Origin of the sequence: Psychrobacter sp. NZS113 (genome assembly GCF_015864825.1) — a bacterium.
GTDB lineage: Bacteria > Pseudomonadota > Gammaproteobacteria > Pseudomonadales > Moraxellaceae > Psychrobacter.
On the sequence record NZ_JADYWL010000006.1, the window covers coordinates 130894 to 154419 of the forward strand.

The 23526-nt window shown below is 41.2% G+C and carries 20 protein-coding genes; 16 read left to right on the top strand and 4 right to left on the bottom strand.

Annotated features, from left to right (window positions below; genetic code table 11):
- Positions 1–96: 96 nt before the first annotated feature.
- From I6E61_RS10380 to I6E61_RS10410, 7 genes are all read left to right on the top strand, one after another.
- Positions 97–744, top strand: coding sequence for a hypothetical protein (locus tag I6E61_RS10380; RefSeq protein WP_197134292.1), 648 nt, complete (start codon positions 97–99; stop codon positions 742–744).
- A gap of 107 nt (positions 745–851) precedes the next feature.
- Complete coding sequence (locus I6E61_RS10385; protein WP_320158587.1) at positions 852–1370, top strand: BLUF domain-containing protein; 519 nt, start codon at positions 852–854, stop codon at positions 1368–1370.
- A gap of 52 nt (positions 1371–1422) precedes the next feature.
- Entirely contained in the window at positions 1423–1860 is a 438-nt protein-coding gene (locus I6E61_RS10390; RefSeq protein WP_110923227.1) for a BLUF domain-containing protein, read from the top strand.
- A 428-nt stretch (positions 1861–2288) separates the two neighbouring features.
- Complete coding sequence (locus I6E61_RS10395) at positions 2289–2612, top strand: H-NS family nucleoid-associated regulatory protein (protein WP_197134294.1); 324 nt, start codon at positions 2289–2291, stop codon at positions 2610–2612.
- 904 nt (positions 2613–3516) lie between these two features.
- A complete protein-coding gene (locus I6E61_RS10400; RefSeq protein WP_197134297.1) occupies positions 3517–4452 on the top strand; it encodes a TatD family hydrolase in 936 nt (311 codons plus the stop codon).
- 105 nt (positions 4453–4557) lie between these two features.
- Complete coding sequence (locus I6E61_RS10405; protein WP_197134299.1) at positions 4558–5448, top strand: ThiF family adenylyltransferase; 891 nt, start codon at positions 4558–4560, stop codon at positions 5446–5448.
- A gap of 21 nt (positions 5449–5469) precedes the next feature.
- Positions 5470–7284 (top strand): GAF domain-containing hybrid sensor histidine kinase/response regulator, encoded by a 1815-nt coding sequence (locus I6E61_RS10410; protein WP_227685797.1) that lies wholly within the window; start codon positions 5470–5472, stop codon positions 7282–7284.
- A gap of 147 nt (positions 7285–7431) precedes the next feature.
- On the opposite strand, the gene efp is transcribed toward I6E61_RS10410, so the two are convergent.
- Positions 7432–8004 (bottom strand): elongation factor P, encoded by a 573-nt coding sequence (efp, locus tag I6E61_RS10415; RefSeq protein WP_194197724.1) that lies wholly within the window; start codon positions 8002–8004, stop codon positions 7432–7434.
- Positions 8005–8171: 167 nt separating this feature from the next.
- Between efp and epmB the strand changes: the two genes are divergently transcribed.
- The 8 genes from epmB to I6E61_RS10455 all read left to right on the top strand — a co-directional run bounded on the left by epmB (position 8172) and on the right by I6E61_RS10455 (position 19439).
- Positions 8172–9179: an EF-P beta-lysylation protein EpmB gene (epmB, locus tag I6E61_RS10420; RefSeq protein ID WP_197134305.1), complete on the top strand. Its 1008-nt coding sequence runs from the start codon at positions 8172–8174 to the stop codon at positions 9177–9179.
- Positions 9180–9392: 213 nt separating this feature from the next.
- Positions 9393–11147: a hypothetical protein gene (locus I6E61_RS10425; protein WP_197134308.1), complete on the top strand. Its 1755-nt coding sequence runs from the start codon at positions 9393–9395 to the stop codon at positions 11145–11147.
- Positions 11148–11500: 353 nt separating this feature from the next.
- On the top strand, positions 11501–13588 hold the full coding sequence (locus I6E61_RS10430; RefSeq protein ID WP_197134311.1) for a GGDEF domain-containing phosphodiesterase: 2088 nt from the start codon (positions 11501–11503) through the stop codon (positions 13586–13588).
- 199 nt (positions 13589–13787) lie between these two features.
- On the top strand, positions 13788–14246 hold the full coding sequence (locus tag I6E61_RS10435; protein WP_197134314.1) for a cytochrome c family protein: 459 nt from the start codon (positions 13788–13790) through the stop codon (positions 14244–14246).
- A 161-nt stretch (positions 14247–14407) separates the two neighbouring features.
- Positions 14408–15367 (top strand): MoxR family ATPase, encoded by a 960-nt coding sequence (locus I6E61_RS10440; RefSeq protein WP_197134317.1) that lies wholly within the window; start codon positions 14408–14410, stop codon positions 15365–15367.
- 211 nt (positions 15368–15578) lie between these two features.
- Positions 15579–16592, top strand: coding sequence for a hypothetical protein (locus I6E61_RS10445; RefSeq protein ID WP_197134319.1), 1014 nt, complete (start codon positions 15579–15581; stop codon positions 16590–16592).
- Positions 16589–18859 (top strand): DUF3488 and transglutaminase-like domain-containing protein, encoded by a 2271-nt coding sequence (locus I6E61_RS10450; protein WP_197134322.1) that lies wholly within the window; start codon positions 16589–16591, stop codon positions 18857–18859. The genes I6E61_RS10445 and I6E61_RS10450 overlap by 4 nt, the downstream gene beginning before the upstream one ends.
- 292 nt (positions 18860–19151) lie before the next feature.
- Entirely contained in the window at positions 19152–19439 is a 288-nt protein-coding gene (locus I6E61_RS10455) for a DUF4031 domain-containing protein (protein WP_197134325.1), read from the top strand.
- A 124-nt stretch (positions 19440–19563) separates the two neighbouring features.
- On the opposite strand, the gene I6E61_RS10460 is transcribed toward I6E61_RS10455, so the two are convergent.
- Entirely contained in the window at positions 19564–20082 is a 519-nt protein-coding gene (locus I6E61_RS10460; protein ID WP_197134329.1) for a DUF302 domain-containing protein, read from the bottom strand.
- Positions 20083–20175: 93 nt separating this feature from the next.
- Positions 20176–21096, bottom strand: coding sequence for a LysR family transcriptional regulator (locus I6E61_RS10465; protein WP_227685799.1), 921 nt, complete (start codon positions 21094–21096; stop codon positions 20176–20178).
- Positions 21097–21384: 288 nt separating this feature from the next.
- On the opposite strand from I6E61_RS10465, the gene I6E61_RS10470 reads away from it, so the two are divergent.
- Entirely contained in the window at positions 21385–22509 is a 1125-nt protein-coding gene (locus I6E61_RS10470; RefSeq protein ID WP_197134332.1) for an S-(hydroxymethyl)glutathione dehydrogenase/class III alcohol dehydrogenase, read from the top strand.
- 209 nt (positions 22510–22718) lie between these two features.
- Here I6E61_RS10470 and I6E61_RS10475 read toward each other — a convergent pair whose 3' ends face one another.
- Positions 22719–23372 (bottom strand): DsbA family protein, encoded by a 654-nt coding sequence (locus I6E61_RS10475; RefSeq protein ID WP_197134335.1) that lies wholly within the window; start codon positions 23370–23372, stop codon positions 22719–22721.
- Positions 23373–23526 lie beyond the last annotated feature (154 nt).

Genomic DNA, 23526 nt, shown 5'->3' on the forward strand with positions numbered 1-23526 from the left:
GGGTTTGGCCATTTAATGGTTTAAAACATAAAAACTTACTTGGTCGGCAACTTAAAATAAGAATGCCTGCCTCACTGCTAGTATTGAGTATACATAATGAATTATGGTGATGTGTTTCGAAAAAGTGATTTAGGTAGAGAAGAGATTAAATCTCAAAGTCTAGGTGTATTGCCGCGAGAGGCCAGAACCTTACTCATTATGATTGATGGCAGGCGCACGTATCAGAGTTATCTTAATACGCTCGACAGTAGCAAGATGTTTGCTGAATTTGGTGGTATTGCACCGCTGTTTGAGCTACTTTTAGACCTTGAGTGTATTGAAGTAGCGTCGGCTGGCAGTGCTGAGACCGAAATACCTACGCTTTCACAGACAATAATTACATCCATACCTATCACGACTCAGACTCAACCAGTAGCACCAGATTTTGATGAGAAGTCTGAAATAGAATTCAATAATACATTTAATGGTAAAAGCACGACTAAGGTAAAAGAGTCAGAAAAGAAATCACTCAGTAGTATATTCAAAGCCAAGCCATCTAGTGTTAGCGATGAAACGATAAAATCTGATTTAGCCACATTTATTGAAAAAAATGCAGAACCTATAGAGGCATGGGGTTATTTACTAAGTCTAGAGCAATGCGGCAATAGTACGCAATTATTGATCTTAGCAAAAGAAATACAGAATACGAGTAGCGGTAGTTTAGCGCGTGGTATGAATGACTTTATCAAAAGAATTGAACGTTAATATTGACGGTATTCATGTAGTAAACAACGGATATGACAAATATTTGGTTATGAAGCATAACGGTGCTGTCATTGTTGAAAAATCTAGCAAACTAATTGGAGTTTCTTGTGGAATCAGCTGAGCTATCGGAATTAAATCGTCTAAAAATGCGTCATGGTGAGCATGTTATTTTACGTTTAACTTATATTAGCCGTTATAACATCGACAATCCTACTGGTGAAGTGACTCGTATTCTTACTCAGGCGCAGCAAAATAACGAGCGCAATGGTATTACGGGTGCGTTAGTGTTCAACCACAATTACTTTTTGCAAAGTATTGAAGGGGCGAGGCCTGTTATCAATGCGTTGCTGAGAAAGTTGGTCGAAGATGATCGACATTATGCCCTGCAAGTTATCGAGTGCCGTGAAGTTGAGCAGCGTCATTGGAGTAAGTGGTCAATGAAATACTTAATCCCAAGTGATGAAAACAAAGGTCTGGCACTCAAGTTTTCGACAGGCAGTCAGTTCAATCCATATTTGATGAATACCAATCAAATTATGATGCTGATTGATACGTTATCAGATCTTCAAGAGCAAGAAGAAATCAACGCTTCTAAAAAGAAGAAACCTTGGTTTTCTTTGAATTGATTGACGTTTGGAAAACTATCAGACCCTATGACTTTATTATAAGAGATACGATATGACATCAATAATGGAAGATGCGCCCATTTTAATGAGCATGACATACGCGAGCCGTGCTAATCCGGGCGTATCAGCTAAAGATTTTAATGAAATATTGAAGCAAGCACAGGTAAATAATGCTGCCAACGGTATCACTGGCATGCTGACATTTAATAAAGATTATTTTTTGCAAACGGTGGAAGGTCCGAGAGCGCAAATCAATCGTCTATTGTATAGCTTGATTGCTGACCAACGTCATTATGATTTACAGATTATTGAGACACGCGAATTAAAGTATAGAACGTGGTCTAAATGGTCTATGAACTATGCCACTCCGACTGAAAAAAACGCTGCGATTTATTTAAAATACTCTACCACCGTTGATTTTAATCCATACTTATTAAGTGCTGAATCAGCCCGTGAATTGATGAATGAGCTTAGTGACCAACGCGATTAATTGACTATACTCAGATATTATAAATAAAAAATAATTTTCAAAACTCAAAATCTATATTGATGTATGGATTTATGTTTATTAAGTATGCGGTCTATTAGCTTTGAAGTCCATTTTATAAGTAGGCCTTCAATAAAAAATATAAACAAATATTGATTTATAAACGAGCATTTAAGTTCTGAAAATTTGTTCATTTACCAAATTTTACTATCCGTTGACTTTTGATATATAAGATATGATAGTTTGCGGTTGTGATAGCATTGCTTTTTGTTTATATTGTCTCCGCCCATAGATATGTTGGCTAACCATATTTTTATTACAAAGAATATCTCTTCATGACTTTATCTCATGATGAATAAGTCATCTCGGTTCTTAATAGTGAACATTATCTCTATTAAGGTTGTACCTTTTATTTTACAGTTGGATTTACTATGAGCAAAAATAACGCAATCGATTTAGAAAATCTGAACGTCGACGAGCTACGAGCTATTACTGAAAATGCTCAGCAGCTTATTGCTAAAAAACAACATCAGCGCCTGTATGATGCTTATATGCAATTTGAGAAAATTGCAGAAGAAAGCAATGCTTCTATCGAAGAAATTTTGAAAGCTGGTGAAACGCTAGAGAAGAAACGCAGTATTAAATATCGTAATACTGACAACAACGAAGAAACTTGGACTGGTCGTGGTCGCAAGCCTACGTGGTTGGTCGAAGCCTTAGCAGCGGGTCGTGATATTGAAGATTTTGCTATTTAATTATGTACTCACTAACAAGTTTGTACGCACTTTAGCAAAGCATTGACACTAACCCGTCAAAGTATGGTGGCAGCGCTATTTTAACTATCAATATGATTGATAAGATTTTTTATTAAATTTAATAGCGATCTCCCTGATCACTAAATAAAAGCCAGTATCTTTCTTACCATTATTTGGTAAGAAGCTACTGGCTTTTTTGCATCTTCTGTACGTCATATTTTTAGTGCCACTAGGGCATTGATGGTTTATTAATTTAACTGAAATCAATAGTAGCAGTGTTCTAAAGGAGAACAGCTATACACTAGTTTGCGTATTCATAACACAGATAAACATAGATCTCATCATATCCAAGTATACTAAAGAATAACTATTCGTTAATGAATATCACTTATGAACAATTGCTGATAAAATGAACGAATAATGATATAAAGGTATAAGGTAGGTCAAATGACAGACAGTACAAAAGCAAAAAAATGGATTTCTTTGGGAGTCATTGCGACGGTCTTGTTGCTTTTCCCTCGACGCAGTAGTCGAAAAACTGATATAAACCCACATAATAATAAAAATACACAACCTGATAGCAATATCAGTAGCATTCAAAATACTAATAGCTACAGATGAATGAAACAAGTATTAAATTAAGAGTTAAATTCTTTTAATATAAGTTGTTCTGATTATTTATACAGTCATTGGTAGAATAGCAATCAGTTGAATGGTAGTTAAAAAAACCGAACAATAGAGTTCTCAATTAGAAAACGTTAATTTTAGAGTCTATTAATTACCCCTATCGTTCCATCTATATTCGGTTCAATATAATTTGAATACAGGGAAGGGGAGTGAAAGTACTACAAGTCATAGATTAATCAAGACTGACATCGTATCTAATTTATATAGGAGTGACTATATGATATCTAAACAGACATTCCCCAAGACTTATCCTCTCATTGATACCCATACTCATTTTGATGCCCCAGTATTTGATAGCGATAGGGATTTGCTAGTACAGAAAGCTTATGAGAGTGGTATACGTCATCTCGTATTGGTGGGGTATTCATATCAGTATTTTAAGAGGATGTACACTACCGAACACTCATTAAATAAGCTGGTACCGTTGACTGCTGAAGACACTGATAGCTCAAACCTATCACAAATTGAAGGTCATACCGCATTAGGCTTACATCCCTTTTATATCAAAGAGCACAGTGAAGATCATCTAAAAAGTATGGCTAGCATGATTGCTAAGCAGCGGCCAATAGCAATCGGTGAGATTGGATTGGATACTTTCACGGAATCCATGAAAGAGCCTGAAGTAGTTGCCAAACAAAAACGGTTTTTTAAGGCGCAATTAGACATAGCAGTGGTTCATAAGTTGCCAGTGATGTTGCATATTCGAAAAGCACATGCAGAAGTACTGGCAATACTGAAGGCACACGATTATGATGCACACAAATTAGGTGGTATCGCTCATAGTTTCAGCGGTGGTGAACAAGAGGCAAAAGCATTTGTGAAGTTAGGATTTAAGTTAGGTGTTACTGGTCAGATTACCAATCCAAATGCCAAAAAACTGCGCCGCGCCATTCGTGCTGCTGTCGATAGTCATGGCATAGAATGTTTGGTGATAGAAACAGATTGCCCAGACATGACGCCCATCCAGTGCCAGGTTTCAGATAATAGTTGGCCTGATAAGCAGTCACATGACCGTAATGTACCTGCTAACCTGCCATGGGTACTATCAAGCTTAAGTGAGTTGCTCGACGTGTCGCCAGACAGACTTGCTGAGCAATTATGGCACAACAGTTGCAGCGCTTTACAAAAGACATGGGATTATCCCTTAGTATAACCACGCTAATTGTAGGCCATTATTCTTCATTGCTAGCAATTGATATAACCATAAATAACCGCAGCATCTATAAACAAGACAATTTAAAAGAGCATTTAATCTGTTATGAATGAAACACAACACTTTGAGCCAACAGAGTCAGAATCAATCACTACTGAACATTCTATAGTAGGAGCAGTGGTAGAAGAGGTGATTGAGGAAGATGATCAATATGAACGTCGTTTTCAAGGAACACGAACACTCTATGGCGCCTCAGCAGTCGACATCTTCGCTGCTTCTCATGTCTATGTTATAGGCGTAGGGGGTGTTGGTTCTTGGGTAGCAGAGGCTCTAGCTCGGACGGCAGTGGGTACTATCACATTAATTGATTTGGATATATTGGTTGCCTCTAATGTCAATCGGCAGTTACCAGCACTAGATAGTAATTTTGGTCAAAGTAAAATTGAGGCAATGGCGAATCGTGTTTATGAAATTAACCCGAAGGTCACGCTCAATTTAATTGATGATTTTTTAACAGTAGAAAATGTGGCAAATTTATTACCAAGTCGTGAGGATGCAAAAGCGGCTACGGCTAAAGGCAAACCTATCGTTGTTTTAGATTGTGTAGACGATATGAGCGCTAAGTTGGCCATTGCGCTACATTGTCGTTTTAATAAGCTAAAACTGGTCTGTGCAGGCGGTGCAGGTGGCAAGATAGACCCAAGCCAAATTAAAGTGAGTGACTTGAAAGACAGCTACCAAGACCCGTTGCTTGCCAAATTACGTAATAAACTGCGCCATGAAAAAGGCATCAATAGTGCCTTAAAAGAAAAATTCGGTATTAAATGTGTCTATTCGACAGAGCCACCACGGGTAGATAAAAGCTGTCAAGCTGGCGGGTTACACTGTGGTGGTTACGGCTCAGCAGTTGTTGTCACATCAGTCGTTGCGATGATTATGGTGAGTGAAGCTTTACAATTATTAATAAAACAGACGGGCACCAAACAAAGCGTCTGATCTTATTTAATGGAGTCTATTTTGTCTATATCTAACGCACCGAAACACAGCTATCCAGTAGCAGCGGATGAAGTAGAACGTATCCATAAGCTCAAAAAGTATAAAGTACTAAACGATAATAATGAGCCTGCATTTGATCGACTGGTCAATTTGGCCAAGCGGTTTTTTGATGTATCCATCATTACTATTAGCTTTATGGATGAAGAGACACAGTATCTAAAATCTGCCTACGGCCTAGACGATGTATGCCAAGTAACACGTGAAGTCGCTATTTGCAATTATACGGTGCTGTCTGATGAGGTCTTTGTGGTGCCAGATCTGACAGTAGACAGTCGTTTTAGCCAAAATCCGTTGGTGACAGAGCCTCCTTGTTTAAAGTTTTATGCTGGTGCACCAATTATTCTCATTGAAGACAATAAAAGCTATCGTTTAGGCTCTTTGTGCTTGATGGATACAGAGCCCAAGCATGATTTTGATGAGGAGCAAGCACAGGTATTGGCACAATTTGCAATGATGGCAGCCGATGCTTTGCAGCTCCAGGATAAGCAGCGTGATGCTAAGCATGCCAATGAGATGAAGTCGAGCTTTCTGGCCAATATGAGTCATGAGATCCGTACGCCGATGAACGGTATCATTGGTATGGTAGAGATGCTAGGGGATACCAAACTTAGCAAAGAACAACAGGATTGTGTCGACAACATCAAAGTTTCCAATGAGCATTTGATGGCCATTATTAATGGTATTTTAGACTTATCGAAAGTTGAATCTGGAAAAATGACGATTGATCATATTCCAGTCAACTTATCTGAATTGTGTAATGAAGTTATCAGCCTCTTCTCTGTGAAAGCACATCAGCGAAGTTTAGCTTTAGAATATAATTATACTGAGTCGTTATCGCCTTATGTGGAAGGAGACCCAGTACGTATTAAACAAATAATTGCGAATCTCGTTAATAATGCGATTAAGTTCACTCGTGAAGGGGGTCAAGTCAGTATTAATGTTAAACACGCACCTAATTGTCAGTGTGACGGTATTGAAGAGCATGGTACAGATGAACAGCACTCTCAAGCAGCAGCCAATAGCACTTTGCATGAAATTACTGTTCACGAGACGAGTACAGACTCTATCTCCTCTGAAGGAATGACGGTATGTATCGAAGTCACAGATACTGGCGTTGGTATTAAAGAAGAGTCATTAGATGCGATATTTAATGCTTATGACCAAGCGAATCAATTCACACATCGTCTCTATGGTGGTACGGGTCTTGGACTATCAGTTTGCAAATCTTTGGTTGATTTGATGGGTGGCCATATTGATGTCAGTAGCGAAGTGGGTGTTGGCACCACTTTTACTGTTTTATTGCCTCTACCTACAATTGGTGAAGAGTACTACCAAAAATGGCAAGCAGAAAATGATTTCACTATGATGAAGCCGACGCAAGAGCGTACTGGTCATATACTGTTGGTTGAAGATGACACCGTCAATGCGATTATCGCCAAAAAAGCGCTAACCAATAGTGGTCATACTGTGACGCATGTCGCTGATGGGCAGCAAGCCATTGAAGCGTTTGCGCTGTCACCTGAGCGCTATGATGTTATCTTGATGGACCATCATATGCCTATTTTAGATGGGGTGCAGGCGACCATTAAATTGCATGAAATGTATGATTCACAATCATTACCACCTATTATTGCTTTGACGGCCAACGCGATGGATGGTGAACGCGAAAAATATCTAAAGGTTGGTATGCAAGACTATTGCACCAAGCCATTTAAGCAAGAGCAGTTGAATGCATTGGTACAGTATTGGTTAATACAAAAACAATCAGCAGAATAGTTGTGTGAGAAATAACTACTGAGATTGCCAAATTATTATTTCTATAATCGTCATAAACATAAAAAAAGCTGAATCCCTCGATTAGGGATTCAGCTTTTTTATTACGTGATCAAAATAATATAAATTGCCTATTATTTTTACGTATTATTAGTTGACGCGAGTTTGATAGTCACCAGTACGAGTATCGACACGTACGACTTCACCTTGCTGTACAAATAGAGGTACACGTACAACAGCGCCTGTCTCTAGCTTAGCTGGTTTACCACCACCACCTGATGTATCACCACGCACACCAGGATCCGTTTCAGTGATTTGCAATTCAACGAAGTTAGGCGGTGTTACTGATAGAGGTGCACCGTTGAATAAAGTGATGGTACATGATGCATTGCTGTTTTCTTTTAGCCATTGTATGGAGTCGCCCATCGATGTTTTATCAGCTTGGATCTGCTCAAAACTTTCTGGATCCATAAAATGCCAAAACTCGCCATCGTTATACAGATAGTTCATTTCAGTATCCATCACATCAGCAGCTTCTAAGCTGTCACCTGATTTAAATGTCTGTTCCAACACTTTGCCACTACGAAGATTGCGTAGTTTGACGCGGTTAAAGGCTTGGCCTTTACCTGGTTTAACAAACTCATTCTCAAGAATAGAACAAGGATTGCCATCGAGCATGACTTTTAGACCAGCTTTAAATTCATTAGTAGAAAAATTTGCCACAGGAGACTCCTAGGGGTTGTAAATATGATGATAGATAATGGGGTGTGGGGCTTGCTGTATCAAAATCGTTTATTACGCTAAGTGTTTACAAGATCGGTCGTATGCTTTGATAGGCGATGCACTAAGAGCGTATAATATCGGCTTTTGGGCACAGGTAACAGGCTGTCATGATAAACCATTTAATCACACAAAAAAACTGGCAAACGCAATTAACCGAAGCCATTACTTCTATTGATGAGCTATTAAGTCTCTTGCAGCTTGAATCACTACGTACCAGTGTCTATGTGCCTAAGCATTTTGAGCTGCGTGTACCGCGAGGTTTTGTGGCAAAAATGACCGTTGGGGATAGTAATGACCCTTTATTGAAGCAAGTATTGCCAGATCAACAGGAGCAAATCAAGGTAACGGGCTATGTGGCTGACCCCTTACACGAAAATGCTCAAAACCCAGTAAAGGGCATGCTTCACAAATACCAGTCAAGAGTATTACTGACCATTACAGGTGCTTGTGCCATTCATTGCCGTTATTGCTTTCGTCAACACTTTGACTACAGCGCTAATATGCCCACGGCCGATGCAAAAGAAAATATCATTCGTTATATCATGGACCATCCAGAAGTCAATGAGGTGATTTTGAGTGGTGGTGATCCATTGAATGTGACAAATAGGCGTTTGTTTGCATGGCTGGATACGCTAGAGTCGCTCCCGCAACTGACCACGATTCGACTGCATACTCGCTTACCCTTGGTCATTCCAGCACGTTTAGATGATGCGTTGCTGGCTAGATTGTCTCAAAGTCGCTGCCATATTGTTATGGTGATTCACTGCAATCATGCGAATGAGATAGATACCTTAACGTCCGAATATTTGCAACGTGCTAGGTCAGCTGGCGTGACTTTGCTAAATCAAGCCGTTTTATTAAAAGGCATCAACGATAGTGTTGAGACTCAAACACAACTAAGTCAACGTTTGTTCTCATGTGGGGTGCTACCTTATTACCTGCATGTATTAGACAAGGTTGCTGGCGCCGCACATTTTGATAGAGACGAGCGGTCGTCAATCGAGCTTTACTGGTCACTACTGGCCGCATTACCAGGCTATCTCGTGCCAAAACTGGTAAGAGAGCTACCGAATAAACCTTTTAAGGTGCCAATTAACATTTACAATGTAAATTAATATAGGCACTATAGGATATTAGAAATAGTAAACAAAGAGTGTTTTATTTGAAGGTTTACGTGCTGACAAATAGGTGTTGGATACCCCAATGACAGCTAAAACTATACTGTCGATTTTTGAGAGTGGCAGCTACTTTGCATTATTTTGTTATTACGGATGGTATGGCTAAGTAGTCGCCTTCTGCTAAGTTACTCAGAGTTACTAGGAAGAATGATGATAACTTTATCGGCGTTTCAAGAATACTTATCTTCTGCAGAACCACTACCGCCACTATTGATTCGAGCAGCTAGTGGTCAAGAGCGTTACTTGCTCAAACTATTGGAAAACTTGCCTTCGCAAACGCAAATACAGCAGGTTGATCAGTTAGAGAAGATACTGACGGTATTACGCGTGGCCAACATAGATGAGCAGCAACGTCTTAAACTGATGGTTGCGGTAATAGGTGCTTCAGATAAATTAATTGCTGCATTACGGCAGCATTTTATTTATGAGCTGAAAGCACTTAATAGCGTTCAGCTAGGTTATGTGAACCAGATAAAGTCACTGTACTATCTCATTATTATGGCCTATGACAGAGTTATACGTTACAAAATATCACTGTTAAACAGCCAACAGAAATACACGGCAAGTAACGGTTGGCAACGCTATTTCAATGGTGATAAATCTTCATCAACGACACTTGCCATCGCTATTTATCAGACGTTGATGATGTATCAAAGACTCTTGTTTGCAGAAGCGCTTTGTTATCAAAAACCCTCTTCTTATTTATGGGCCAAAATTAATCAGCTGTATTACCTTGCTTATCAGTATCATGCTACTGAAGTTGATTTGAGTAAAGTGATAGATACCCAGCATGCTAATAATATACACCGCTTGTACTGTCAAATTTGCTTACATAGCTTATTAAACGTACGTGCTATGCGTCGTCCTAATATTTTGTTAGTACAACGTTTATTGTCTGTATGGGCTAAGCATATTATTGCGACAATAGAGCCACAAACTGAGACTCGGATATATGTAGATTTACAAAGTAACAAGCCGCCTTCTTATCTTACTGCCAATTCTATAATCAATCCATATGAAGATCGCTATCACTGCTTATTTATAGAGTTGGATCCGATGCTTGAGTATTTTGACTCGCGTAGCCACGCTTTGATTAGAGAAGGCAATGAAGGGCTAGAGAGTTACTTGCTCCAAAACATAGCAATGACGATTCGTTATCGCTATCTCAAGTTGCCCCTCGCAGCAGCACCAAAACGCCATATAGAGAAAGAGGCTGTTTTGGTTACTGGCTTTAATAATATTCATTATCGTGTGGGTCACTCACAAAGTTTTGCAAACTTGATTGTCAAAAGTCAATTGCAAGATGAGCATCAACCTCGGTACGATACGGTTAATAAAAAACAAGATAGTAGTGAGATATTAGCCAGTGAAATATTCGATCGTAATGGTGGTTTGTCACTATTTCGCACGCTGAGAGTATCGGCTAAAGCAAATGAGTCAAATGAAGAGAGCTCAGAGGACAGTTCCAATAAAGAGAATATAGATGCAGTGACTACTGATGATGCTGCTATGACAGCACCACCCCCATTACATATTATGAGTCTGCTTTTAGTCTGCCGATCTGATACAGATACACCGCCTGATTGGTCACTTGGTGTCGTGCGTTGGCTGAATCTTGATACCGAAAATTTAGGAATTGATTGGCAAATACTGGGACATCAGTTGATGGCTTGTGGTTTGCGTTTAGAAGGTACAGAAACACGTAGTCAGCATTTTGTACCGGCATTTATCCTTGGTAGGGACGAGAGGCTACAAACTATAGGCACGCTAATAGTACCAACGTCTTACTTCCAAACAGACGATAGAGTCATCATGCGTATCAATACCAAACAAACTTTATTACGCTTGGGGAAACGGCTACTGATTACGGATGAATTTAGTCAATATGAGGTGGCACAGTTATAATATTTTGAGAAAATTTTCAAAAATAGAAAAATAGTGATATAAATACAGAAACGATTAGACTTTATTTGGTTGGTTTTGGCTTCAAGAGCTAAAGCAGAGTAGCATGTTGAATAATAATAAGTTAGTCAGCAACCAGTCAAATTATTGTCTATAATGATCGATATTATTGCTATCGTTTATATGATCTCTTCGGCACAAAAGCATATAACCTTAATTCCGAAAGCACAGCAGTATCATAAAAAATGTTAAGCCTATTCCCATAGGACGCTCTGTACTAAATTGATTTTTAGAACAGGTGTAGAGTATCGACCACAACATATAAAAATAAGATCACAAAGTTTAAAAGGCTTATTATGCGTACTCAATCTATCTTAAATCTATTAGTCATCGATGACGATCAGCTCTATGCTGAACGCCTTGTGCAGTTACTTGGCTGTTATTATGATAGTGTGAATTTAGGATTTTTGGATGATAAAGAAGAGCTATTAAAACTGCTGCGGCAACCGTGGGATGTGTTGGTGTTCGGTAATGCTTACGATATGAATTTTACGGATGTAGTGGGCCTTGTCCAAGAGCAAAATATAGACTTACCTATGATTTGCTTATTGAATGAGGAGACGGTAGCGACAGCGCATAATGATGAGGGGTTGCCCAACATTATTAGCGGTACAATGGTCAAGGCGCTAAAAGTAGAGGAAGAGATGTCTGTTGTGATGTCTATTTGTTTGCAGCATGATAATCTGCGTAGTCGCCGCGAGCTTAAAACATTACGGCATGTACTCTCTGAAGCAGAGCAACGTGCCAATGTATTGATTAAAAATTCTAAAAGTGCAGTGGCCTACATAGATCAAGGTATTCACATCTTTGCCAATGATCCTTATCTTCAGCTTTTTGGGTTTGCATCGATGAATGATGTCATCGGCGTACCTATTATTGACTTGATTGCAGGTGGTGATAACGTTAAAGGCTTTAAGCAGTTTTTACGTCAATTCGCGAAAGGAAACCGTCAAGAAGTAGAGTTTAAGTTTGAAAGCCTACGGACGGATGGCAGCACTTTTGAAGCAAAGTTACAATTGGCTGCCGCAACCTTAGAGGGCGAGCCGGTTACTCAGGTCATCATTCAACAAAACAACAGTAACAGCGCCGAGGTGGCCAAACGTTTGGCAGCGGCTGAATGTAAAGACAGTTTGACAGGTATTAACAATCGACGCGGTTTTGAAGAGAAAATGGCAGTAATATATCAGCAAGCCCGCGAAGGGGAGCTGACAGCAGGATTGTTATACGTCCAACTCGACAATATTGGTAAGATCAGAAGCAGTCTAGGCTTGCAAGGAATAGATGCTACTGTCAAACAGGTCGCCTATGCGTTAGATGAGCTAGTAGCAGACGGGAGTGTGAGCCGTTTTAGTGATACGGCTTTTACCATCATTGTAGAAGACAAAACAACAGCAGAGCTTAAAACACTGGCTGAGCAAATCGGTGCACGTATTAATGGTATGCTCATTGAAGTGGATAAACGCACGACCAGTACCACAGTCAGTATCGGTATTGTCAAAATCGAAAAAAATACAGCAGAGTCAAATGTATTGCTTGAGCGTGCAATGGACGCTATCAACCAGATTATGCTGGAGACAGCCAACAACGGGGCTACTTATCATTTGTATGATCCGAGTGAACATGCTAATAGTGATGATCATGCACTGGCTGAATCATTAATTGATGCCATTACTAATAATCGTTTTGAGCTAACATTCCAGCCGATATATGATATTAATAATGATCGCAGTGACTTCTTTGAAGTGTATTTACGCTTGCCATTGTCAGACGCGGATAACACAGTGCTGACACCTGACCAGTTTATGGCCGTTGCCAAAAAACATAAGTTGCTCGAAAAGATAGATCGCTGGGTACTGATCAATGCCTGTAGAAACGTAAACGATGTGCGTAAAACACATCCTGAAGCTAAGTTATTAGTACAGTTAACGAGTGCCTCATTAATAGATAAAAAACTAGCTAGCGTGGCTAGCCAGCTGATCAAAGCAGTGGGCGGCGCAGTGGGCGTGCTTACCTTACAGTTCAATGAAAAAGACATTGCAGATCATTTGACAGTCGCGAAAACTCAGTTTGCAGCACTTAGCCAAGCCGGTTGTCAGATGGGTATTAATAATTTTGGCTCTTCTGCCAAATCCATAGAAATTGCCAGTTTTGTGCAGCCAGATATGGTGCGTTTACCGCGTAGCTACGTGGAAGATATTGACTCAGCAGAGAATTTGGAAACAGTCAAATCACTCATTATACGTACTAACGAAGTTAACGTTGATGTGCTGATGCCTTATATTGAAGATGCAGCGACTATGTCTGTGGCTTGGAGTGTGGGTGCGCGCTATCTGCAAGGCTATTATTTGGAAGCGCCTGGCAGCACGATGAAAGTCGCAACTTAGATACCTGTTAATATTTTCCGTTATATCTATTTATCATCCAAGCATTATTTATAAGTGTATGTCTAATAAATAATGCTGTATTTCTACAAGCAGCTATGTGTAAGTGGCGATTGATTGTGCTCTGTGTTTTTTTATCACTGTCTCATTCATATATGTCGTTCACACATGGCTGATACTCTCTCATCAAAGATTGCCAAAAATGCCTATCATTCGTAAATATCAAATGAGCAGTCTGCTTGCCGCTATTTTATTACTCAGTGCTTGCGATCGTACACCACCTGATCATCGTGCTTCTGTGACATTGCCGCTATATACTGAGGGTGATGCAGATAATGGTGCCATTATTTATCAAGATGCTTGTGGGCAATGTCATCAGCTCAATGCTGGACTCAACAAAAAAGGTCCACAGCTGATGAATATCTATGGTGCTCACGCCGCTCAGCTAACAGATTACACCTATAGTAAAGGGTTAAAGCAATCAGAATGGGTATGGGATGCTAAGACACTTGATCCTTATATTGCTGATGCGCAAAAAGTCATGACAGACTCAAAGATGCTATCAAATCCGATGCCAGATGCCAAAGAACGTGCTGATGTGATTGCCTATCTATCAACACTTCGTGAGACAGTGCCAGCTGTTGAGAGTGATGAAAAATAGCCTTTCACTTATAGCGAAAAATTGAATTCGAGTCTATCCATTGAGACTTACCAAACGATATGGTTTCACCCTGTGCTGATCAAATAACGTCTATCTGAGTTGTATGACTGAATGTTTAATACGTCCCATTATTTTTATAAAAAATGAGCCAATGATTCACTATGACAATTGTAACCACCGACTATGCCCCTAATCAGCAAAAAATTACGCAGTTAATGAGCCAGCTGAATCAAATTGTGTTGGACAAACCTCAAGTGGTGAAGTTGGCACTTAGCGGTATACTGGCAGGTGGACACTTACTATTGCAAGATTTGCCCGGCATGGGTAAGACTACGTTAGCACAAGGGTTGGCACAGTTATTAGGGCTGAGTTTTAGTCGAGTCCAGTTCACCAATGACATGCTACCTGCAGATATCTTGGGTATGAGCATCTATGATCAAAGCAAACTGAAATTTGAATTTCGTCCCGGTCCTATTTTTACTCAGCTCTTGCTTGCCGATGAAATTAATCGCTCCAGTCCTAAAACACAAAGTGCGTTACTAGAAGCCATGGAAGAGCGACAGGTAACCCAAGATGGTCAGACCTATCGTTTGCCTCAGCCGTTTTTTGTGATTGCAACCCAAAATCCATTACAGCAAGCTGGTGTATATCCGCTTCCTGAGTCGCAGCTTGATCGGTTTTTATTATGTTTGTCATTGGGTTATCCCTCACCAGCCGCTGAACGTGAGCTGCTAAAAGGTCAAGATCGCCGTGAGTTACTGAAAGATTTAGATGCGGTACTTGATACCGAGGCTGTGTTGTTAGCACAGCAAGGGGTCAAGCAGGTGTATGTTGCAGATGTGGTCTTGGATTATCTTCAGAGACTGGTCGCAAAAACACGAGCAAGCCAAGAATATCATGGGTTATCACCGCGTGGTGTGCTGTCGCTACAACGTTCCGCACAGGCTCATGCCTATGTATCAGGGCACATGGAGATGACCCCTGAAGATGTCCAAGCTGTGTTTGCAGCAGTCACTGATCATCGTCTCGGTCAACGCTTTGTACCGGCGCATGTGACGGGTGGTCTAATGACGAAGACTATCGCACAACGTATTTTGGCAGAAGTGCCAGTCGTTATCTAAATGCCTTCTGAGTAAAAGCCGTCTAAGTAAAAGTTAATTGATTGTAGGTTTTAGTCATTCAGCTACTTATCAATGAATCAATGGCTATTAAAAGCTTATCACTTAACAGAAATTGTGTTCTTTCTAAGTAATTACTCGAAAGGCATCTGTTGTCAAACTTGTCGTCCAATACCGACGATATTATCAATTCTATGGTAAGGATAGGGTAGTCATGAGTCTTTTGCCAAAAGCCCTAACCGTACTATTTAAGTCAAAATTAAGCCGTTGGTTTGCGTCGCGTGCACCCAAAACTGACAGTGCTACTCTGAATTTGCGCAACGTTTATATCTTCTTTAGCCGTGAAGGGATGCTGTTTGCGGTATTATTAATCATTACCTTTATCGCTGGCATCAATTATGGCAATAATCTGGTGTTGGGTTTATGTTTTTATCTCATCAGCATTTGGCTCATCAGCTTTCATGTAACCTTCGCGCATATCTCAGGGTTGAAAGTTCATTTATTAGAAGTCACCATGGCGGAAGCAGGTGCTCCAGTCTGGGTCACTTTGCAACTGCGTAGTGAGAGCCGCCAACCCAGACGACAGCTATTATTTGGCTTTGATAGTTTAAATAAGAAGGTTGATAGTAGCGTGGACATTCCAAGCTCTGTCTTGGTCACAAGATTGCAAGGCGAGCAAATCATTCGGTTACCTGTCCAGACCAATGCTCGTGGACAGTTTGAATTACCACGTCTCAGAATAAAAACAGTTTATCCTTTGGGTATTATGAAGGCATGGTCTTATGTCTATTTTGCCCGTACAGCGTGGGTATATCCAAAACCTGAAGTATTTGATTGGGAAACGCAGTATGCCATTGCAAGCTCAGAGGATTTGCCAACAGGTGGGCAGTATCGCCAAGGCCAAGATGACTTTGAACGGCTCGATAACTACATAGAAGGTGAGTCGCTGGCACGTGTCTCTTGGGGGCATGTAGCGCGTGGTCAAGGAATGCTTACCAAGCACTTCGCTGATCCTATTGGTCATGAGCAGACGCTAGACTATGCCGATATGCCTGCTGCACAACATGAACAAAAGCTATCGCAATTGGCTTATGGTGCGATGACATTGGGTCAGCTAGGTGTGCCATTTAATATGTGCTTACCCAATGATGCACCCTTTGCTACAACGATGGGTGAAGGCGATGAATTTGCGCAAGATTGCTTGCTAAGGTTGGCAAAAGCACCATGACTAATTCTAAACGCTTGTCTTCGGGTAAAGATGTAGAAGCATCTACCAATGCTATTACAGCAGACTCTATCAAATCTGCAAGCTTCGAGCAGTTGGCCTCAGGTCAAAACATCACTACTCATGTTGCGCTTGGTAGTAATAATAAATGGTATCGCAAGCTACTGGCACTGCCAGCGTATTATTGGATAATAATTGCACAAGTTATTGTTATTTTGCCGCATGCTGCACACTTACCACTATGGCTAATGGGCTTTGCTGTGGTGAGTATTATCGCCCAGCTGCCCCGTGTAAAGGCTCGATTTCAAAAGACAGCTCATTTAAAGCGTGTCTATCAAGGCATGCAAATGCTTGGCTTCTTATTGGGTCTTTTAGGATTGTGGTTGACCTACAATACGGCATTCGGGCTAGATATGGGCGTGGCATTTTTAGTGCTATGTCTCATCAGTAAGCTCTGGGAATTGTACAAGCGTCGTGACGCCTATGTGGTATTGAATTTATCGCTATTTGTGTTGGCAGCACTGTTTTTGATGGATCAAGGGCTGCTTACGACTTTAGAGGTGGTGATTGGGGCAGTTATTGTATTACTGACATTTATTGCGCTAAACGATGATGGCAATGATCGTGGTGATGGTCGCCTGCGCACTTTGGGTGTATTAGGTATTGGTGCACTGCCATTATTGGTAGTATTGTTTCTATTTTTCCCTAGGCTACCACCGCTATGGTCGGTACAGCTATCAGGTCAGCAAGCGACCACGGGCGTCTCCGACAGCATGTCACCTGGTGACTTTGCTAACTTAGGACAATCAACGGAGTTGGCATTTCGGGTAGAGTTTGAAAATAACCGTCCACCCCAGCAGCAGCTCTATTGGCGCGGATTGGTATTTAGCGATTTTGATGGCGTCACGTGGCGTCGTAATCCTCAACAACGACAGTGGCAGCCTTCAGAGCAACGTCCTGCTTGGATTGATAATGCGTTTGCTACCATTCCCGAAAAGGTGCAAGTTGCACCAAATAATTATCAAATTATCTTAGAGCCTACTCAGCAAAACTGGCTATTTGGTCTCGACTATCCTTTTGCTCAGCGGCGAGATGTCAGTATTACTTCAGATTTCACGTTATTAAAAGACGAGCCTGTCACTCAGCAGCTGCGCTATGACGTATTGCAGTTTTCACCGATGAGTATCGATCCTATCCTTACGGATGAGTCGCGGTGGATGAATCTTGCACTGCCAAATGATGGTAATCCAAAAGCAAGAGTATTGGCTCAGCAGCTTTTTTCGCAGTCAGGCTCAGATCCTACGCGTTATATAGCAGCTATCGAGCACTGGATTAATCAAACAGATTTTCGCTATACGTTATCGCCGCCACGCTTGAATAACAATCGTATTGACGAGTTTTTGTTTGAGACCAAGGCGGGGTTCTGTGAGCATTACGCGTCGAGTTTTACTTTTATGATGCGGGCGGCAGGTATTCCTGCCAGAGTCGTCGCAGGCTATCAAGGTGGTGAGCCGAGCCGTGGTGGTAATGTGTGGGAAGTTCGGCAAATGGATGCACATGCGTGGACTGAGGTTTGGCTTGAGGGTCAAGGTTGGGTACGTGTCGATCCGACTGCTTTTGTAGCGCCCGAGCGCGTCGAGCAGGGGATGGATGCGATGACACAGTCACAAGGCGCTGCAATGTTTGGTAATGGCGCTGGTGCACAGATTAACTATCAGCAGTATCAAATGCTACAAACCTTACGTCGTCTCTCGGACCAAGCGAGCTACTATTGGCAAAAAGACGTCGTCGGCTACGACCAAGACAAACAAGCAGACTCGCTATTCAAGTGGTTCAATATCAGCTCAATCACGCAGCAAATTATTTGGTTAGCTGCGAGTGCTATTACGGTCATGGTTATTCTAGTATTTATCATTTGGCAACGTCGTCGTAAACGCTGGCATCCAGTAGATTTACCACTTGCTCAGTTGTCACAGCGTATAGGTAAGCGAGATAAGTCACTGGCTCGTACCGATAATGAAGGGCAGTTAGCGTGGCTAGAGCGTTTAGCGACAGCTATTGATTCTAGTGCCGCAACTAACGTTGATGCAAGTAATGCCAGTCAATTAACAGACAGTGATCATCCTGAAGTGATTCAAGATAAAATCATCCAAATCAAACAAGACTATCGTCATCTACGCTATGGACGCTTAAGCACGGTTGAAATAAGTGATAGTGAGTACCAAAAAGTACTTAAGCAGCTAAAGAAAAACTTACACGAGTTATTATAGAGATATCTATAGCCTGCCATCAATCAGCATACCTCCAAGCTTTGTACTTGACAATCTGCCCAGTTCACACAGAGGTTAGCTGGGCATGTTCAATATAGACGATTCAATTTAAAAGTAGTACAAGACAACCGAGTGTAGATGTATATCAAATACTTCAAGCGAGGTTAACGTAGTAACACTTTTATCGTGGAATGACTATATAACTGGATTTACGATAGAGTGTTTCCTATTGTTGAAGCTGGCTAATGGTGGTTTTATCCAAATATGCAGAACGTATTAAGGAGTCAGCTATATGGCAATATATGTAGATTTTATGCAGATAGAGTTTAAAGGTTACAAGTGGTGCCACCTGCTGGCCGATACGTTACAAGAGCTGCATGAGTTTGCGGCGTTCATTGAATTGGATGAGCGTTTGTTCCACCGTAATGCCAGTTATCCGCATTATGACGTCACCGTACAAATGCGAGAAACCGCGATTGAGTACGGCGCTATTCCTGCTGATCGCAGAAAAATTATCGAGTGTGCTAAAAAGTTAAAAGTAGAGTTACATGCACAAATAGCACAGTCTGATAGTTTCTAATAACTTCTAATAACTTCTAATAACTTCTAATAACTTCTAATAACTTCTAATAAGTGCATGAACAAATAAAAAGGTGGGTCATGCTTTCGCTAACTCACCTTTTTTTGTTTAGATTTTTTAACTATTACTTTGCCACTGCTGCTGTACTAACGCCATTAAGTGCTTTTGAGATGTTATCAATAACGGCATCACAACCTTTAATATTATGACGGGTTTTTAAGTATTGGGGATCGTTATACGATAGCCATACTTTTTTATCTGCATCTTCACTGATGAGGATTTTTTGTGGCAAATCGATAGCAACGCTTTGCTCACAATTCATCAGTGGTGTACCTGCTTTAGGGTTACCGAACATAATCACTTGTGTTGGTCTCAAGGTTAAATCGACACCTTGTGCATTTTTCTGATGATCGACACGCGCAAATACTTTCATGCCTTTACTTTCGATAATGGCTGCCAGTTTATCAGCAGTCTCTTGGACAGAGTGATTACTTTGCATGGTTACCAAGCCTTTTTCAGCATTGGTAGACGTCATGGTTTTGGTCATTGAGCCTGTGTTATTGGTTTTGGTTAAAAGCGTGTCGATACTGGCACAGGATGACACGGCCAATGCTAGTGCCGCGACAGAGACAAGTTTTATCATAATCATATCCTTTGATTGTTTGTGATGGTTGGTAATATCGAATACTCATTGTGCGTAATCAGGCTGGTTATTGCAATATATCTGAATAGATTACTAAATCAAATGCTCAGACAAATAATCTACCAAAAGCCGAATCTTCGGTGAGAGATGACGGTTGTGAGGGTAGATGGCCCAGATGCTTTCTTCAGGCTCTCTATAATTATCGAGCAAACTGACCAGCTCACCTGACGTTAGATACTTTTGCACATAATAATCAGGCAGCTGTACGATGCCTAAGCCTTTGAGAGCGGCGTCGACTAGACTGTAGCCGCTGTTGTATTGAATGCTCCCAGAGACGCGCAGGTTTCTTTCGACACTGGCTTTTTGGCCAGTTGCTTTACTACTAGTATTAGTGCTTTCTTTTATTTTACCAACATCTATAAAATGCCAATAGTCGCGAGTGCCAAGCAAACAGTTGTGTTGACCCAGCTCGCCAAGGTTTTGCGGTGTGCCGTGTACGTCTAGATAAGAGGGCGCCGCACAGATAAAATTGGTACGCTGACTGAGCTTTTTTGCCATCATCGTCGAGTCGCTCAATTTGCCGATACGAATGGCCAAGTCATAACCACCCTCAATCAAGTCAATCTTTTGATTACTCAAAAACGCCGTCACTTCGATATCATGATATTGCATCATAAAGTCATTAATCAGCGGCAACAGTTGCTGCTCGCCATAAGTCACAGGGGCTGTTAGTTTGATTCGACCTTGGGGTTTGGATTGTAAATTGCTCACGGCTTGTTCAGCTGCATCCAAGCCATCGAGCACACTACGACAGTGCTGATAGAATACGCGACCCTCCTCAGTCAGAGAGACCTTACGGGTGGTGCGATAGAGCAGTTTGATGTTCAATCGCTTCTCAAGCGCGCTTATCTGGCGACTGACTTGAGCCGTCGAGATACCAAGCGCCTTTGCGCCTTTTGTGAAGCTCTCAGATTCTGCCACACTGACAAACTCACTAATCCCTTCCCAGCGCATGATTATTACCAATATGTAAAAGATATTTGCAAATATAGCATATTGTTATCAGCTCAGAAATAAATATAATGGTTGGTATCGATTCAAATAAACAACATTCTACGATCATTGAAACTTGCCTACGATGACTAAGCAAGATAAGCTCAGTTTGTATCGATATGTTTTTGCCACGAGTATGAATACAAACGGACAGACAGCGTTCAATTGAAAATGACTGGGCTTTTACTTATAACGAAAGACGTTGTATCAGATCCTTGAGATAACAATCAATTAAAAAGAGAGATAACTATGTCAGACAAATTTATCAAATCAAAAGCCGCCATCGCATGGGGGCCGAACGAGCCATTATCTATCGAAGAAGTGGATGTCATGCTGCCACGCAAAGGCGAAGTGTTAGTAAAAATCGTCGCCAGTGGTGTTTGTCATACCGATGCATTTACTTTATCTGGTGAAGACCCAGAAGGCGTGTTCCCTGCGATTTTGGGACATGAAGGTGGCGGTATCGTTGAACAAATTGGTGAAGGCGTGACCAGCGTGCAGGTCGGCGACCATGTTATTCCGTTATACACTGCAGAGTGTGGTGTATGTAAAATGTGTACATCAGGCAAAACCAATCTATGCTCAGCGGTACGTGAAACCCAAGGTAAAGGCTTAATGCCAGATGGCACCACACGTTTTTATAAAGATGGCGAACCAATCTATCATTACATGGGCTGCTCAACCTTTTCTGAATATACGGTCTTACCAGAGATTTCTTTGGCCAAGGTCAATAAAGAAGCCCCGTTAGAAGAAGTTTGCTTACTTGGTTGCGGCGTTACTACCGGTATGGGCGCAGTCATGAATACTGCCAAAGTCGAAGAGGGCGCTACCGTTGCTATCTTTGGTCTGGGCGGTATTGGGCTGTCAGCGGTCATCGGTGCTGCGATGGCAAAAGCCAGCCGTGTCATTGCAATTGATATCAACGAAAGTAAGTTTGAACTGGCTAAGAAGTTAGGCGCCACTGATTGCATCAATCCAAAAGATTACGATAAACCAATTCAGGAAGTGATTGTTGAATTGACAGATGGTGGGGTAGATTACTCATTTGAATGTATCGGTAATGTCGATGTCATGCGTTCGGCGCTTGAGTGCTGTCACAAAGGCTGGGGCGAGTCGGTCATCATCGGTGTTGCTGGTGCGGGACAAGAAATCTCTACTCGTCCGTTCCAGCTAGTGACTGGTCGAGTCTGGCGTGGATCGGCATTTGGTGGCGTAAAAGGTCGTTCAGAATTACCAGGTTATGTTGAGCGTTATTTGGCAGGCGAGATTCCATTGCAGGATTTCATTACGCATACCATGCCACTAGAAGATATCAATGAAGCATTTGACTTGATGCATAAGGGTGAGAGTATTCGTACAGTGATACATTTCTAAAAAATATTGTGCAAGAGCAATATCTGACAGTAACGTTAGATATTGCTCTGAAAATACGGTTTTAAAAATAAAAAGGCCGCTTCGATTTCGAAGCGGCCTTTTTTAAAGCTTATAAAATTGTTTTAGAGAAAATCAATAACAGCTCAGCAGGCACATTTATTAAGCGCTATTTTTGCTACAGTATTTTATATGTATGGTTACAGATGCATTCACTCGGTCATATTAGCTAATTGCTCTAATATACTGATATAGTTTTCGACCCCTTGAGCACCGCTAACCAGATGACGCTCATTGAAAATGATCGCTGGTACACTTTGGATGCCTTGTTGTTGCCAATGCTGCTCTTCTGCTCGTACTTCCTTAGCAAAGAGCTGACTCTCTAATGCTGCCAGCGCCTCACTACGATCAAGCCCAGTATCCGCTGCAATATCAGCAAGTACGTTGATATCTGAAATATCTCTGTTGTTGGTAAAATGCGCGGCAAACAATGCTTGTTTTAATTCATGCATGTTTCCTTTCTGATCAGCGAAATGTAGCAGCTGATGCAAATCAAAGGTGTTGTGCATGCGCGTGTCATCATTGAAGTTAAACTCAAAGCCAACCTCGGAACCAGCTTCAGTCATTCTGATTCGGCTGGCGTCTGACTCTTGCTTAGTTGAACCATACTTCTCGATGATATGCTCACGCAGGTTCTGACCCTCAGCTGGCATGTTGGGGTTTAGCTCAAACGGGTGCCAATGGATAGTGTGAGCTGTATTGGTTTGCTCAAGTGCTGCTGCCAATTGGCGATAGCCGATGACGCACCAAGGGCAGACAACGTCTGAGACGATATCTATTCGGAGTGGTTTTTCTGATGTGCTCATATTTCCTCGCAGGGATTGTTATTTGTATTTTATTTAAGACTTTTGATTGCTTATATATCTCATCTAAATGTGTCTGCTTAGATATAGTCGTCGACCAAGAAACCTCAGTAATAATCATGCTTTAAACATTAAGCGTTAATGAACATTCAAAGCA

Bases quoted from the DNA above. Each gene is read 5' to 3' on its own strand.
- I6E61_RS10380 (WP_197134292.1), top strand. From the start codon at position 97: ATGAATTATGGTGATGTGTTTCGAAAAAGTGATTTAGGTAGAGAAGAG.
- I6E61_RS10390 (WP_110923227.1), top strand. From the start codon at position 1,423: ATGACATCAATAATGGAAGATGCGCCCATTTTAATGAGCATGACATAC.
- I6E61_RS10395 (WP_197134294.1), top strand. From the start codon at position 2,289: ATGAGCAAAAATAACGCAATCGATTTAGAAAATCTGAACGTCGACGAG.
- I6E61_RS10400 (WP_197134297.1), top strand. From the start codon at position 3,517: ATGATATCTAAACAGACATTCCCCAAGACTTATCCTCTCATTGATACC.
- I6E61_RS10405 (WP_197134299.1), top strand. From the start codon at position 4,558: ATGAATGAAACACAACACTTTGAGCCAACAGAGTCAGAATCAATCACT.
- epmB (WP_197134305.1), top strand. From the start codon at position 8,172: ATGATAAACCATTTAATCACACAAAAAAACTGGCAAACGCAATTAACC.
- I6E61_RS10425 (WP_197134308.1), top strand. From the start codon at position 9,393: ATGATAACTTTATCGGCGTTTCAAGAATACTTATCTTCTGCAGAACCA.
- I6E61_RS10430 (WP_197134311.1), top strand. From the start codon at position 11,501: ATGCGTACTCAATCTATCTTAAATCTATTAGTCATCGATGACGATCAG.
- I6E61_RS10435 (WP_197134314.1), top strand. From the start codon at position 13,788: ATGCCTATCATTCGTAAATATCAAATGAGCAGTCTGCTTGCCGCTATT.
- I6E61_RS10440 (WP_197134317.1), top strand. From the start codon at position 14,408: ATGACAATTGTAACCACCGACTATGCCCCTAATCAGCAAAAAATTACG.
- I6E61_RS10445 (WP_197134319.1), top strand. From the start codon at position 15,579: ATGAGTCTTTTGCCAAAAGCCCTAACCGTACTATTTAAGTCAAAATTA.
- I6E61_RS10450 (WP_197134322.1), top strand. From the start codon at position 16,589: ATGACTAATTCTAAACGCTTGTCTTCGGGTAAAGATGTAGAAGCATCT.
- I6E61_RS10455 (WP_197134325.1), top strand. From the start codon at position 19,152: ATGGCAATATATGTAGATTTTATGCAGATAGAGTTTAAAGGTTACAAG.
- I6E61_RS10460 (WP_197134329.1), bottom strand. From the start codon at position 20,082: ATGATAAAACTTGTCTCTGTCGCGGCACTAGCATTGGCCGTGTCATCC.
- I6E61_RS10465 (WP_227685799.1), bottom strand. From the start codon at position 21,096: ATGCGCTGGGAAGGGATTAGTGAGTTTGTCAGTGTGGCAGAATCTGAG.
- I6E61_RS10470 (WP_197134332.1), top strand. From the start codon at position 21,385: ATGTCAGACAAATTTATCAAATCAAAAGCCGCCATCGCATGGGGGCCG.
- I6E61_RS10475 (WP_197134335.1), bottom strand. From the start codon at position 23,372: ATGAGCACATCAGAAAAACCACTCCGAATAGATATCGTCTCAGACGTT.